Raw genomic sequence first — 13,746 nt, forward strand, 5'->3', positions numbered from 1 at the left:
GAGAATGAAGCTTGTTCGTTATGGCGAAAAGGGTGCGGAAAAGCCCGGCCTGATCGACAAATCCGGCCAATTGCGCGACCTGTCGGCGCATCTGAAGGACCTGACCGGCGAGGCCTATTCGCCGGAGTCCCTGAAGAAGCTCGCCGCCATCGACCCGGCATCGCTGCCCGCCGTTTCCGGCAAGCCGCGGTTCGGCTCGCCTGTCACCGGCATCTCGAAATTCGTCGCGATCGGCCTCAATTACAGCGACCACGCCAAGGAAACCGGCGCTGCGATCCCGACCGAGCCGATCATCTTCATGAAGGCCAACACGTCGCTGTCCGGCCCGAACGATGTGGTCGAGAAGCCGCGCGGCTCGACCAAGCTCGACTGGGAAGTCGAGATCGCCGCGATCATCGGCACCCGCGCCAAATACATCTCGGAAGCCGATGCGCTGAACTACGTCGCGGGCTACTGCGTCTGCAACGACGTCTCCGAACGCAACTTCCAGACCGAGCGCCTCGGCCAGTGGACCAAGGGCAAGTCGCACGACACGTTCGGCCCGGTCGGCCCGTGGCTCGCCACCAAGGACGAGATCAAGGACGTGCAGAACCTGTCGATGTGGCTCGACGTCAACGGCCAGCGCCGCCAGACCGGCTCGACCAAGACCATGATCTTCACGATGGCGAAGTGCATCTCCTATGTCTCGCAGTTCATGACGCTGCTGCCCGGTGACATCATCACCACGGGCACGCCGCCGGGCGTCGGCCTCGGCATGAAGCCGCCGACCTTCCTCAATGTCGGCGACGTCATCACGCTCGGCATCGAAGGCCTCGGCGAGCAGCGCCAGGAGATCGTGGCGGCGTAAGCCGCAGCCTCCGCCGCCAACCCCCTGTCATTGCGAGGAGCGAAGTGACGAAACAATCCAGACTATTTCCACGGAGACAGCCTGGATTGCTTCGCTTCGCTCGCAATGACGGAAACCAACTGCCGGCCACCGCGTAGGACATTTCTCATGAAACTCTCCTTCACCCAATCCTCGCCGTTCGCGCGCAAGGTACGCATCGCCGCAATTGAACTCGGGCTGATCGACAAGATCGAACTCACACCGGCGACCGTCGCGCCGGGCACGGCCAACGAGGACTATTCGCGCATCACGCCGCTGAAGAAGCTGCCGGTGCTGATCACCAATGACGGTGACGTCATTTTGGATTCCTACGTCATCGTCGAATATCTCAACGAGATGGCCGGCGGCAGCCTGATCCCGGATTACGGTCCGCGGCGCTGGACGACCAAGACCAATCACTCCCTGATCAACGGCATGCTCGATTCCATGCTGCTGTGCCGCTACGAGAAGATGGTGCGGCCGCAGGGCCTGCAATGGCAGGCGTGGTCGGACGACCATTGGAACCGGGCATGGACCGGCATGGCGCGCTTCGAGAACATGCCTGATGTCCTGAACGGCCCGTTCGACATCTCGCAGATCGGCCTCGTCTGCGTGCTCGGCTATGCCGACTTCCGCTTCGCCGATTGCGGCTGGCGCAAGGCTTATCCGAAGCTCGACGCCTTCCATCAAAAGATGCTGGAGCGGCCCTCGGTGAAGATCTCGGTGCCACCGGCGAGCTGAATGATCTTTTCGGAAAACCGCTGCACATTTTTCCGGATCATGCTGTAAATCGCGGGAGTTCTCATGAGCCTGAAATTCACTGTCGGCGATCTCACCATCCATCGAATCATCGAGCAGGAAACGACATTTCTCCCGGCGCTGGAACTCATCCCCGGTCTCACGCCGGAGGTCTTGGCCGAGAACCGCGCATGGATGCGCGAGGCGAAGGCGATGGACGAACAGGATATTTTGATCCTGTGTTTCCAGTCCTACGTGATCAAGACGCCGCACCACACCATTCTGGTCGACAGCTGCATCGGCAACGACAAGCCGCGGCCGCAGCGGCCGAAATGGAACATGAAGACCGACGACACCTATCTGCGCGGACTTGCGAGCGCCGGCTTTTCCGTAGACGACATCAACTTCGTGATGTGCACGCATCTCCACGTCGATCATGTCGGCTGGAACACGCGGATGGAGAACGGCCGCTGGGTGCCGACCTTCCCGAAGGCCCGCTACGTCTTCGCTCAGCAGGAGTTCGACTACTGGTCCGAGCAGAATGCGAAAGCGGAGATTCCGCCCTTCATCGACAGCGTGCTGCCGGTGGTTGAGGCCAAGCGCCACGAGGTGGTCGGCAACGAGCACCAGATCGGCGATCACGTCCGCATCCTGCCGACGCCGGGCCACACGCCCGGCCATGTCGCGTTCACTTTCGGCCGCGGCAAGGATGACGCGGTGTTCGCCGGCGACCTCATGCACTCCCCGATCCAGACGCTCTATCCGGAGATGTCGATGAAGTTCGACGTCGATCCGGCCGCAGCGGCAACGACCCGCCGCAGCTTCCTGGAGCGCTATTGCGACACCGACACGCTGTGCTGTACCGCGCATTTTCCGTCGCCGTCGGTGGGCAAGATCAGGCGCAAGGGCAGCGGGTTCGTCTGCGCGGCGGTGTAGCGGTCGCCTTCGTTTCCGTCATGCCCGGGCTTGTCCCGGGCATCCACGTTCTTACAATCAACTGCAACGAAGAACGTGGATGGCCGGGACAAGCCCGGCCATGACGAGGAAACATCATGGCTGATCTCCCCGAAATTCCTCTCCCAGCCGGAATCCGCTCGCGCTATGTCGACGGCATCAACGGCTTGCGCATGCACGTGCTCGAGGCCGGCTTCGAGACCACGGGCCGCCCGTGCATTTTGCTGCTGCACGGTTTTCCCGAGCTCGCCTTCTCCTGGCGTAAGGTCATGCCGGCGCTCGCTTCTGCAGGCTACCACGTCATCGCGCCGGACCAGCGCGGCTATGGCCGCACCACGGGATGGACTACGGACTATGACGGCGATCTCACGCCCTTCTCTCTCCTCAATCTGGTGCGCGACGCGCTCGGGCTGGTGGCGGCGTTTGGTTACAAGCAAGTGGATCTGGTCGGGCATGATTTCGGCAGCCCGGTCGCATCCTGGTGCGCGCTGATCCGGCCCGACGTATTTCGTTCAGTGACGATGATGAGCGCGCCGTTCGGCGGGGCGCCGCCGCTCCCGTTCAACACGGTCAATACGCCGGCGAAGCCGCCGGCCGAAGACCCCGTGCATCGCGAACTCGCCGCACTGTCGCGCCCGCGCATCCATTATCAATGGTACTATGCGACACGCGCGGCAAATGCCGACATTCACCGCGCGCCGCAGGGCATTCATAATTTCTTGCGCGCCTACTACCATCACAAGAGCGCCGACTGGACCGACAACAAGCCTTATCCGCTCAAATCGTGGTCGGCGGACGAGCTCGCCAAGCTGCCGACCTACTATGTGATGGATCTCAACGAGACCATGGCGGAGACGGTCGCGAAGGAGATGCCGTCTCAGGCCGCGATCGCCGCCAATCAATGGCTGCCGGACAGCGATCTCGCCTATTACAGCGCCGAATATGACCGCACCGGATTCCAGGGCGGGTTGCAATGGTATCGCTACGGCACGTCAGGCATGCTCAACAATGAGATGCAGCTGTTCGCCGGCCGGAGCATCGACGTGCCCTCCTGCTTCATCTCGGGCAGGCAGGATTGGGGCACCTATCAGCGCCCCGGCGTATTCGAAGCGATGCAAACGAGTGCATGCACCAACATGCTCGGCTGCCATCTCGTCGATGGCGCCGGCCATTGGGTGCAGCAGGAGCAGCCCACCGAGGTCAGCCGATTGCTGCTGCAATTTCTCCACCGCGCCACCACAACCTCTGCAAACTGAAGCGACGCCACCCTCCCGCCACAAGGCATTAATCGGCGGTTCAGGGAACATTCGGCAATGTCTGACGTTGCGAGACACCGGAGCTGGGTCCGGCGACCACGGAGAACGACATTGGACAAGAAGATCGCCGGACTATTGGGAGCGGTAGCCGCGCTCGGAGCGCTCGGTACCGCTCAAGCCGCGCCCGCACCGACGGACATCCTACAGGCTAACTCATACGCCGACTTGCTGGAGCCGATTGCAAACGCCGGCGCCCTGCTGCAAGCCATCGATGAAGCGGCCCCACAAAAAGCCGGTGAAAATGTTCAGGTGGCTCAATTTTATCATCATCACCACCACCACCATCACCACCACAGCTTCTATCGTCGCAATTACGACGACGCGCCGGTCGTGGTAGTGCCGCGATATCGGCGGTATTATCGCCACCATCATCACCATCACCACCACCATCACAGCTTCTATCGCCGCGACTACTGAGGTCGCGACGCCCGGAATGAGATGAACAGGACCTACGGGTCCTGTTTTGCTTTCGGTGGCCAGAAATCGGGAAATTCTGGCAAAACCGTCCATCGCGATCACCGCATGCGACAGACCCCGGAGGTCAGGCCCAAGCAAAGGAACGGGTGGGACCGCAAGGCCAGGAATGGTCATCCGCCCTATTCGTTACGAGCCTTATCCTTTGCCGCGCGGTGCAGGTGCCGGTAAGTGCCGTCGAACACCGTATCTGATGAAGACGTCCACTCGGTGCCGGCCGCCAGTTTGGACCGATTATTGTAGATCCGGCGGGCCTGCAGCTCGCGCTCCGCAGCTTCCTCCTCGCCCATGGGTTCGAGATCGAAGTTTGCTTCCTCAGGAATGACGATGATTTGCGCGAAGGGCTCGTTGGGTCGGAAGATATGGGTTCGGCCCTCGGCCGGCGCCTTGAAGACGCAAAAGAACATCATGGGCCACCAGTTGCGGATCAACGCCGGGACGGCAATCGGCACGGTGTCAGTCGGATCGGTATAGAATCTCGGATGCGGCTCGGTGCGAATCGCCAGGCCTTTTTCGACCTTGAGATCGAGCAGTATCTGATAGGTGTAGAAGGCGTCACCAAACTTGCGAAACGGCGGCCATTCCGCGCCCCCTTCCGGTGGCTCACCCCAATCGGCCTCGAGGATCAAGTGACCCTCCCTGGTCGTGACGTGAAGCTCGAAATCATAGGGATAGAACAGCTCGATGCCGTATTGCGCGCCCTCGGAAAACGGCACGCAATGCCAGACCTGCTCACGCGAACCGTTCGCGCGAGGTTCGCGCTTGCCGGCCCATCCGGGGATTTCGAGCTTGGTGCGGCGCGGCGCCAGCCGCGGATCGTTCAGACGAAACTTGACCTTGTCCATCATTCACCCGTCTACCCACATTTAAAAAGCTCGAACCTGCACGTCGGGCCCCGTTCCATGCACTCAACCAACGTTGTGACGGCCCTTCGGATGCAAGCGTTTGCGCGGCTCGCGTGAATTGACCCTGAACGAATTGCAGCCTATATCAGTTTAGAATCATTCTAAACTATAACAGGCGCCATCAGTGAAGAATTTTGCCGACTTGACCGAACGCGAGGTGCTCGCGGTTGCGATTTCCTCCGAGGAGGAGGACAGCCGCATCTACATGTCCTTCGCCGAGGATCTGAAGGAACGCTACCCGGACACAGCCAAGATTTTCGAGGAGATGGCCGAGGAGGAACGTGGCCACCGGCATCGCCTGCTCAAGCTCTACGAAGAGCGTTTTGGCCTGCATCTGCCGCCAATCCGCCGCGAGGACGTCAAAGGCTTTTTGCGGCGCCGTCCGATCTGGCTGACCAAGAACCTGCCGCTCGACACGATCCGCAAGGAAGTCGAGACCATGGAGCTCGAGGCCGAGCGCTTTTACGCGAAGGCCGCCGAGCAAGCCGAGGATGTCGGCGTGCGCCGCCTGCTCGGCGATCTCGCCGAGGAAGAGAAGCACCACGAGAATCGTGCCGCTTCGCTCACCGACGAGATCCTGAAGCCCGACGTGCGAGCCGAGGAAGACCGCACGCGGCGGCGGATGTTCGTGCTGCAATATGTGCAGCCGGGTCTCGCCGGGTTGATGGACGGATCAGTCTCGACCCTGGCGCCGCTGTTCGCCGCCGCCTTTGCCACCCATCAGAACTGGCAAACGTTTCTGGTGGGCCTCGCCGCCTCGATCGGCGCCGGCATCAGCATGGGCTTTGCGGAAGCGCTCTCCGATGACGGTTCACTGACCGGACGCGGCTCGCCCTGGCTGCGCGGCATCACCTGCGGCGCGATGACCACGCTCGGCGGGCTCGGCCACACCGTGCCCTTTCTCGTGCCCGACAGCTGGACCAACGCGTTCTGGATCGCGACCGCGATCGCCGGCGTGGTCGTGTTCTTCGAATTGTGGGCGATCGCCTTCATCCGCTCACGCTACATGGACACGCCGTTCCTGCAGGCCGTGTTCCAGATCGTGCTCGGCGGCGCGATCGTGCTGGCGGTGGGGATATTGATCGGGGCGGCGTGAGCGACCGCCATGACGAGACTTCGTTCACACGCTGTCGCGGTCGCGAGCCTGGCCTGTGCATTGATCCTGCTGGCATCAGGCGAAGCCGCGCACGCCACTGATGAGATCCAGGTCTACAACGCCGGCATCGCCGATGTCGGCCAGTTCACGATCCAGCAGCACCTCAACTATGTCGCGCTTGGACAGAAGGACCCACCCTTCCCCGGCGGCATCCCGTCCCACAACAGCCTCAACGGCACGCCGGAATTCGCATATGGCATGACCGACTGGTGGGAGCTCGGGCTCTATCTGCCGTTCTCGGTGCAGGACCGGCAATTCCTCTCCGATGCCTTCAAGCTGCGCACGCTGTTCGTGTCGCCGCATGCGGCCGACCGCAACTTCTTCTATGGCGTGAATTTCGAGCTGAGCTACGAGATGCCCAAATTTGCGCAGACGCGATGGGGACTGGAGATCCGCCCCATCATCGGCGTGCGCAACTCGCAATATGAACTCATCGTCAATCCGATCGTGGACATCGGGTTCGGCCGCAAAGGCGAGGCCGATTTCGCGCCCGCCGCCCGGCTGGCGCGCAACTTCGGCAACGACGTGTTCGCGGGCTTTGAATATTACTCCGATTTCGGCGAAATCGGGAATTTCAGCAAGCTTTCTGATCAGCAGCACACGCTCTTTTCCGTCACCGACTTCAAGGCCGGCGTGTTCGACGTAGACTTCGGCGTCGGTTACGGGTTGACGCCGGCGTCTGACCGCTTCGTGGTCAAGACCATCATCGGCTATGCCTTTCCCGTGCCGGGCCAGAAACCGGACGCCAGCACGCGCATGAGCAGCGGGCCCGTCAATCCATTCATCCATGCCGCAGCCCGCGGCTTCCAGCCCTGACCGGATACGACGTTTAACGCCAGGATCCTCATGACCATCCGCCTTCAGTACGGCACGACTGCCAAGATCTTCCACTGGGCCATCGTCGCACTGCTTGCCGTGCAATATCCTATCGGCTGGTTCATGCCGGACATTCACCGCGGCATGACGCCGGGTGCCGGGATGACGTTTCACGTGTCGATCGGAATCACGGTTCTGGCTTTGACCACGCTCCGCCTTATCTGGCGACTCACCCACCCCGTTGCGCCGGAAAGCTCCCTGCCCGCCTGGCAGCGCTTGTCTTCAGAGGCCGTACACTGGCTACTCTATGCGTTGGTGCTGGCGACGACGATCTCGGGCTGGCTGTTCGCGTCGTTTCGCGGGTGGTCGGTTTCGTTCTTCTACCTTCTGCATCTGCCGATGCTGGCGTCCGACAACGAAGCCGCCGGCCGCACCGTCGACGGCCTGCACCAGGCGATGGAGTTGGCTCTCCTCGTGACCATCGGCATCCACATCGCAGCCGGGCTCTTGCACATCTTCGTCTATCGCGACCGTGTCATGCAGCGGATGCTGCCCGGATAGTTTTGCGCAGGTCAACGGCTATCAAACGACGGTTGCCACAACAGCCCAAACTGCGCATCATCCCGCAATGAAGCACAGGAGCATGTCGTGGCTAATTCGGAATGGAGTTTCAAGAGCGCGGTCGAGCTATCGGCCGCGTTGACCGCGAAGAAGGTTTCGTCGGTCGAGCTCACGCAGGATGCGATCGATCGCATCGAACGTCATGATGGCAAGGTCAACGCGATCTGCGTCCGCGATTTTGACCGCGCGCTTGGCGCCGCGCGCAATGCGGATGCTGCATTGGCGCGCGGCGAGCGGAAGCCGCTGCTCGGCCTGCCGATGACGGTAAAGGAATCCTACAACATCGCCGGCCTGCCGACGACCTGGGGCATTCCCGCGCAGAAGGATTTCATCGCCAGGGAAGATTCGCTGCCGGTCACGCGGGTGAAGGACGCCGGCACCGTCGTGCTGGGCAAGACCAACGTTCCGCTCGGCCTCGGCGACTGGCAGAGCTACAACGACATCTACGGCACGACCAACAACCCCTACAATCTCGGCCGCACGCCCGGCGGATCCTCCGGCGGCTCTTCGGCGGCGCTCGCCGCGGGCTATGGTCCGCTGTCGATCGGCTCGGACATCGGCGGCTCGCTGCGCGTGCCGGCGTTCCATTGCGGCGTCTATGCGCACAAGCCGACCTTCAACCTGGTCGCCATGCGCGGCCACACGCCGCCGCCGCTGCCGCCCTTGCCGTTCGAGCGCGACCTCTCGGTGATCGGCCCGATGGCGCGCAGCGCCGCCGATCTATCCCTTGTGCTCGACGTCATGGCCGGCCCCGATCCGATCGACGCAGGCGTGGCCTACCGGCTCGAGCTACCGGCCGCGCGCCACACCGCGCTGAAGGACTTCCGCGTGCTGGTGATCGACACCGACCCGGTGCTGCCGACTGATACCGCGGTGCGCGGCACCATCAACAAGCTCGCCGAAGGCCTTGCGAAGGCTGGCGTGAAGATCGAGCGCCGCACTCCGCTGCTGCCGGACTTCGCGGCCTCTTCGCGGCTCTATATGCGCATGCTGATGTCGTTCCTCGCCGCAAGTTTCGCGCCCGACATTTATGCTGGCGCCAAGGCGGCCGCGGCGGCGCTGCCGGAGGGCGACAACAGCCTCGCCGCGGAGCGGCTGCGCGGCATCGCGCTCAGCCATCGCGACTGGCAGATGGCAAACGGCGGACGGACGCGGCTGCGCGCGCAATGGCGCGAGCTGTTCAAGACCTTCGACGCCGTGATCTGCCCGGTGATGCCGACGGCGGCCTATCCGCACGATCATTCGCCGGACCAGGAAACCCGCCGCATCACAATCGACGGCAAGGCGCATGTCTATCCCGATCAGCTCGCCTGGCCCGGCATCGCCACGCTGCCCGGCCTGCCCGCAACCGCGATCCCGACCGGCTTTGCACCTGACGGCCTGCCGGTCGGCGTCCAGATCGTCGGCCCGTGGCTGGAGGACCGCACGCCGCTCAAGCTCGCCGAGCTGATCGAGCGCGAGTTCGGCGGCTTCGTGCCGCCGAAGATGTTTGATGATTAGTCTTTCCGTCATTGCGAGCGAAGCGAAGCAATCCAGGAATGTATCCGCAGAGAAAGTCTGGATTGCTTCGTCGCAAGAGCTCCTCGCAATGACGGAGTCAAATAACAAGAAGGGAGAGGAACGTCATGAGCCAGGACCTGGAACAACTCACCGTACTCAATCGCGACTACGTCGCCTCCGTCCAGAACTGCGACGTCAGGCGCTTCGATGAAATTCTTGCGCCCGAGTTCTACTGCTCCAATCCCGACAAGACCCTGGTCGACCGCGCGGCCTTCCTGGAGCAGACGGCGCGGCCGATCGCGATCCGAAACCTGATCGAGCGTGACGTCATCATCCGCATCATGGGCGATTTCGCCATCATCCACGGCGCGACCAGCTACACCACCGCCGACGGCCAGCAGGCGTCGGGCCGCTACACTGATTGCTGGGCCAAGAACAACGGGAAGTGGCTTGCCGTGTCTGCTCACGTATCGCGGTGAGACTGCAGCACGATCTCCATCCGGGTTACGGACTCTCCCCGCAAACAGCGGGGAGAGGCCAAAGCGCTAGCTATCAAACATGATCACGCTGCGCAGCGTCTTGCCGGCCTTCATGTTGGCAAAGCCTTCGTTGATCTCCGACAGCTTGAGCTTGGCCGAGATCCAGTCCTCCAGATGCAGCCGTCCGCGCAGGTAGAAATCCACCAGGCGCGGCATGTCGACGCGAAAGTGGTTCGACCCCATCGACGAGCCCTGGATCCTGCGCTCGCGCAGGAAGTCGAAGCCGTGCAGCTCGATCTTCTGGCCGAACGGAATCATGCCGACGATGGTGGCGGTGCCGCCGGAGGCGAGCATGCCAAAGGCCTGCTCCGCGGTCTCCTTGCGACCGAGCACCTCGAAGGAATGGTGCACGCCGCCATTGGTGAGGTCGCGCACCTGCTTCACCACGTCGCCGTCGGCCGGATTGATGATGTCGGTGGCCCCCAACTTGGTCGCAAGCTGGAGCTTGGCCGGATTGGTATCGATGGCGATGATGCGGCCGGCGCCGGCGATCTGCGCGCCGTTGATCGCGGCCATGCCGACACCGCCGCAGCCGATCACAGCCACGGTCTCACCGGCCGTCACCTTCGCTGTATTTACCACAGCGCCATAACCGGTGATGACACCGCAGCCGATCAGCGCGGCAAGATCGAGCGGCATCTCCTTGCGGATTTTGACGATGGCGTTCTCGTGTACCAGCATCTGCTCGGCAAAGGACGACAGGTTGAGGAACTGGTGCAGCTTCTACGGCTTCGACCATTGCATCCGGTTGGAGGCGCCCGGCAGCAGCTTCACCGTGGTATCGGTGCAGAGCACGGTGCGCCCGGTGGTGCAATTGTCGCAGGTGCCGCAGAACACGGACAGGCAGGTGACGACGTGGTCGCCCGGTTTCACATAGGTGACATCGGAGCCGACCTGCTCGACCACGCCGGCCGATTCATGGCCGAGGACCGCGGGCAGCGGATGCGGATAGAGGCCTTCCATGAAATGCAGGTCGGAATGGCAGAGGCCTGCGACCGAGGTCCGGATCAGGACTTCGCGCGGGCCCGGCTTCGGCAGGCTGATATCCTCGATGACCAGCGGCTTGTTGACTTCATAAAGGACGGCGGCCTTCATCGAGCACTCCCTATCGTTTTTTTTGCTTTGAACGTGAGCGCAGCCTACGCTGCCAGAACCAGTTCGCCAACTTCGTTCATGCCGGCATCGCGATCCCCGAGCAGCAGTGCGGCGATCTTCGCTTGCGCGGCATTTTCCGTGAGCCGGAACGGATCGCTCGGCGACACACGATGATCGATCACGAGGCGCGAGAGCAGCAGCCGGCGCGCATCACCGCGCATGTCGTGGATGCGATGCGCTTCCCAGGCGAGCGCGACCGCGCTTGCGACATGATAGAGCAGGCTTGTGGCGCGGCGCGCATCGGCCTCGTTCTCGGACTTCGCCGCAACCTCGCGCGCAAAACCGACCGCGCGATCGGTGAGACCACGCAGACGGTCGCGCCAGGCCTGAGGCACGGAGGCGCTGTCATCCAGGCGCGCATGCAGATCGGCCGCGAGCGCGGCTTCCGCGCCATGGCGGCCGACGGCGCGCCTCAGCGCATCGATCGCGACGATGTTGCCGGTGCCCTCCCAGACCGAGCCGAGATGCGCATCGCGCAACAGCCGTGCGGTGGCGAATTCCTCGATATAGCCGATGCCGCCGCGCATCTCGAGTGCATCGCCGCAGACTTTTCGCGCATCGCGAGTGGCACGGAATTTCAAGGTCGGCGTCAGGATGCGCAGCAGCGCCGCCGCATCCTGGCTGCCGGCCTCGGCGCGATCAAGCGCATCGGCGGTAAGAAAGCTCATCGACAGCGCCTGTTCGACCGGCAGCATGATCTTCAGCATCTGGCGGCGACCGAGTGGCAGGTCGATGATGCGGCTGCCGAACACCACGCGGTTCTTCGCAACCGTCATCGCGTCGTGATAGGCGCGGCGCATCAGCGCGGTCGATTTCACGCCGTTGGAGAGCCGCGACGAGTTCACCATCTCGGCCATCTGCACGAAACCGCGATCAAGCTTGCCGACCGCGTAGGCGATCGCGCCTTCGAGCTTGATCTCGCCCGAGGCCATCGAGCGGGTGCCGAGCTTTTCCTTCAGCCGCACGATCCGGTAGTGGTTCTGCGAGCCGTCGTCGAGGAAGCGCGGCATCAGGAACAGGCCGACACCGCGCGTCCCGGGGCCGGCGCCTTCGGGACGCGCCAGCAGCATCACGACTTTGGCGTCAGCGTTCGAGCAGAACCATTTTTCGCCGGTGAGGCGCCAATGGTCGCCCTCCTGCACGGCCGTCGTTGTGAGTGTGCCGACGTCGGAGCCGCCTTCCTTTTCGGTCATGAACTGGCCGCCCTGGGTCAGCTTGCTCATGTCGGTCTGGGTCAGGCCGTCGAGATATTTCGCCTTCAGCGCGTCGCTGCCGAAATTCGAGAGTAGTTTTGCGCAGCCGTCGGTGACGTTGATCGGGCAGCCCATGCCGAATTCGGTCTGGTTGAACAGGAACGTGAAGGCGTGCTTGGCCACCACCGGATATTTGTCCGGCCAGCCCATGATTCCCTTGCGGATCGAGAGCGCATGGATGCCGAACTCGCCGAACGCAGCCTTCTCCAGCTCGCGATAGGCGGGATGATATTCGATCCACTGCATGTCGCGGCCGAACTTGTCGCGCTGGTGCAGCACCGGCGTATGGCGGTCGGCAAGCCGCGCATATTCGTCGAGTGGGCCGCCGGCCAATTCACCCAGGCGATCGAGATGCGGCTCGATGTGGCGGAACAGCGTCTCCGGCAGATGGATGCGCAACAGATCCGTCAGCGCCGGATCGGCGCGGTAGAAATTCATGCCTGCCGTATCGGGCGCCAGCAGGCCGGATGGTGCGGCCGCGACATCTTTTGGCTGCGCTGTGGCCGGCTTTGGCATGATCGTCCTCTTCGTTTCCGCCCAGCGGTCATTTTGCGCTGCTTTAGCGCTTGCCGCTTTGGATGATGTCGATCATGCTCCAGCCGACAGATTGGATAAAGCCGCAAATTGTCAGGGAGGCATGATCGCCGCGAGGGAGCAATTCGCTCTGCGGAATTGTGATCACTCCCGCTGGTTGTCAGCGCGGACGATGCATAGATCAACGGCTCCTTACCTCCCAGGGATCACGTCATGGAACACCCAAAGTACAAGATCGCGCTCATCGTCGGCGCCGGCGAAGGCCTGAGCGCCTCGCTGGCGCGGCTGCTGTCCGCGCAGGGCATTCGCGTCGCGCTTGCCGCACGAAAGATCGAAAAGCTTGGCGCGCTCTGCACCGAGACCGGGGCAAAGGCCTATGCCTGCAACGCCACCGACCCCGAGGAGGTCGAGCGCCTGTTTGGCCTGGTCGAGCGCGAGATCGGCACGCCCGATCTCGTGGTCTACAATGCCAGCGGGCGCGCGCGCGGGCCGTTTGTCGATCTCGTCCCGGCCGAGGTCGCGCAGGCGATCGCGGTCAGCGGCTATGGCGGCTTCCTGGTGGCGCAGCAGGCGGCAAAGCGCATGCTGCCGAACAAGCACGGCGCGATTCTTTTCACGGGCGCTTCGGCCAGCGTCAAGGGCTATGCGCAGTCCGCGCCGTTCGCGATGGGCAAGTTTGCGCTGCGCGGCCTCGCACAGAGCATGGCGCGCGAATTGTCGCCGCAGGGCATCCATGTCGCGCATTTTGTGATCGACGGCGGCATCCGCAGTACTGTGCGCACCGAGCCAGCCGACAAGCCGGATTCGATGCTCGATCCCGATGCGATCGCGGAGAGCTATTGGAACGTGTTGCAGCAGCCGCGCAGTGCCTGGAGCTGGGAGCTGGAGTTGCGGCCCTGGGTGGAGAAGTTTTGAGGCAA

At 62.9% G+C, this 13,746-nt stretch carries 13 protein-coding genes and 1 pseudogene; 11 read left to right on the top strand and 3 right to left on the bottom strand.

The genetic code is table 11. The features are described 5' to 3' along the window. Nucleotides 1-4 precede the first annotated feature (4 nt). From ACPPVR_RS39335 to ACPPVR_RS39355, 5 genes are all read left to right on the top strand, one after another. A complete protein-coding gene (locus ACPPVR_RS39335) occupies nt 5-847 on the top strand; it encodes a fumarylacetoacetate hydrolase family protein (protein WP_426611845.1) in 843 nt (280 codons plus the stop codon). Between the two features lie 147 nt (nt 848-994). Continuing rightward, the gene (locus ACPPVR_RS39340) at nt 995-1,606 is read left to right on the top strand and encodes a glutathione S-transferase family protein (protein ID WP_426611846.1); all 612 of its coding nucleotides are present in this window, start codon (nt 995-997) and stop codon (nt 1,604-1,606) included. Nucleotides 1,607-1,669: 63 nt separating this feature from the next. Then, a complete protein-coding gene (locus ACPPVR_RS39345; RefSeq protein WP_426611847.1) occupies nt 1,670-2,539 on the top strand; it encodes an MBL fold metallo-hydrolase in 870 nt (289 codons plus the stop codon). Between the two features lie 116 nt (nt 2,540-2,655). Further along, nucleotides 2,656-3,813, top strand: coding sequence for an alpha/beta hydrolase (locus ACPPVR_RS39350; RefSeq protein ID WP_426611848.1), 1,158 nt, complete (start codon nt 2,656-2,658; stop codon nt 3,811-3,813). 111 nt (nt 3,814-3,924) lie between these two features. Beyond that, a complete protein-coding gene (locus ACPPVR_RS39355; protein ID WP_426611849.1) occupies nt 3,925-4,290 on the top strand; it encodes a hypothetical protein in 366 nt (121 codons plus the stop codon). Between the two features lie 179 nt (nt 4,291-4,469). Here the strand turns inward: ACPPVR_RS39355 and ACPPVR_RS39360 are convergent, their stop codons facing one another. Further along, the gene (locus ACPPVR_RS39360; RefSeq protein WP_426616278.1) at nt 4,470-5,192 is read right to left on the bottom strand and encodes a hypothetical protein; all 723 of its coding nucleotides are present in this window, start codon (nt 5,190-5,192) and stop codon (nt 4,470-4,472) included. Between the two features lie 184 nt (nt 5,193-5,376). On the opposite strand from ACPPVR_RS39360, the gene mbfA reads away from it, so the two are divergent. From mbfA to ACPPVR_RS39385, 5 genes are all read left to right on the top strand, one after another. Further along, on the top strand, nt 5,377-6,348 hold the full coding sequence (gene mbfA / locus ACPPVR_RS39365; protein ID WP_426611850.1) for an iron exporter MbfA: 972 nt from the start codon (nt 5,377-5,379) through the stop codon (nt 6,346-6,348). Nucleotides 6,349-6,357: 9 nt separating this feature from the next. Beyond that, nucleotides 6,358-7,224 (top strand): hypothetical protein, encoded by an 867-nt coding sequence (locus ACPPVR_RS39370; protein WP_426611851.1) that lies wholly within the window; start codon nt 6,358-6,360, stop codon nt 7,222-7,224. 30 nt (nt 7,225-7,254) lie between these two features. Then, the gene (locus ACPPVR_RS39375) at nt 7,255-7,785 is read left to right on the top strand and encodes a cytochrome b (RefSeq protein WP_426611852.1); all 531 of its coding nucleotides are present in this window, start codon (nt 7,255-7,257) and stop codon (nt 7,783-7,785) included. Between the two features lie 87 nt (nt 7,786-7,872). Further along, entirely contained in the window at nt 7,873-9,345 is a 1,473-nt protein-coding gene (locus ACPPVR_RS39380; RefSeq protein ID WP_426611853.1) for an amidase, read from the top strand. Nucleotides 9,346-9,470: 125 nt separating this feature from the next. Continuing rightward, nucleotides 9,471-9,824, top strand: coding sequence for a nuclear transport factor 2 family protein (locus ACPPVR_RS39385; RefSeq protein WP_426611854.1), 354 nt, complete (start codon nt 9,471-9,473; stop codon nt 9,822-9,824). 66 nt (nt 9,825-9,890) lie between these two features. Here ACPPVR_RS39385 and ACPPVR_RS39390 read toward each other — a convergent pair. Continuing rightward, nucleotides 9,891-10,979 (bottom strand): annotated as a pseudogene (locus ACPPVR_RS39390) (Zn-dependent alcohol dehydrogenase). 44 nt (nt 10,980-11,023) lie between these two features. After that, nucleotides 11,024-12,808 (bottom strand): acyl-CoA dehydrogenase family protein, encoded by a 1,785-nt coding sequence (locus ACPPVR_RS39395; protein WP_426611855.1) that lies wholly within the window; start codon nt 12,806-12,808, stop codon nt 11,024-11,026. Between the two features lie 231 nt (nt 12,809-13,039). On the opposite strand from ACPPVR_RS39395, the gene ACPPVR_RS39400 reads away from it, so the two are divergent. Beyond that, on the top strand, nt 13,040-13,741 hold the full coding sequence (locus tag ACPPVR_RS39400) for an SDR family oxidoreductase (protein WP_426611856.1): 702 nt from the start codon (nt 13,040-13,042) through the stop codon (nt 13,739-13,741). Nucleotides 13,742-13,746: the final 5 nt, after the last annotated feature.

This window comes from Bradyrhizobium sp. McL0616, assembly GCF_049993385.1.
Classification (GTDB): domain Bacteria; phylum Pseudomonadota; class Alphaproteobacteria; order Rhizobiales; family Xanthobacteraceae; genus Bradyrhizobium.

Bases quoted from the DNA above. Each gene is read 5' to 3' on its own strand.
- ACPPVR_RS39335 (WP_426611845.1), top strand. From the start codon at position 5: ATGAAGCTTGTTCGTTATGGCGAAAAGGGTGCGGAAAAGCCCGGCCTG.
- ACPPVR_RS39340 (WP_426611846.1), top strand. From the start codon at position 995: ATGAAACTCTCCTTCACCCAATCCTCGCCGTTCGCGCGCAAGGTACGC.
- ACPPVR_RS39345 (WP_426611847.1), top strand. From the start codon at position 1,670: ATGAGCCTGAAATTCACTGTCGGCGATCTCACCATCCATCGAATCATC.
- ACPPVR_RS39350 (WP_426611848.1), top strand. From the start codon at position 2,656: ATGGCTGATCTCCCCGAAATTCCTCTCCCAGCCGGAATCCGCTCGCGC.
- ACPPVR_RS39360 (WP_426616278.1), bottom strand. From the start codon at position 5,192: ATGGACAAGGTCAAGTTTCGTCTGAACGATCCGCGGCTGGCGCCGCGC.
- ACPPVR_RS39370 (WP_426611851.1), top strand. From the start codon at position 6,358: ATGACGAGACTTCGTTCACACGCTGTCGCGGTCGCGAGCCTGGCCTGT.
- ACPPVR_RS39375 (WP_426611852.1), top strand. From the start codon at position 7,255: ATGACCATCCGCCTTCAGTACGGCACGACTGCCAAGATCTTCCACTGG.
- ACPPVR_RS39385 (WP_426611854.1), top strand. From the start codon at position 9,471: ATGAGCCAGGACCTGGAACAACTCACCGTACTCAATCGCGACTACGTC.
- ACPPVR_RS39395 (WP_426611855.1), bottom strand. From the start codon at position 12,808: ATGCCAAAGCCGGCCACAGCGCAGCCAAAAGATGTCGCGGCCGCACCA.
- ACPPVR_RS39400 (WP_426611856.1), top strand. From the start codon at position 13,040: ATGGAACACCCAAAGTACAAGATCGCGCTCATCGTCGGCGCCGGCGAA.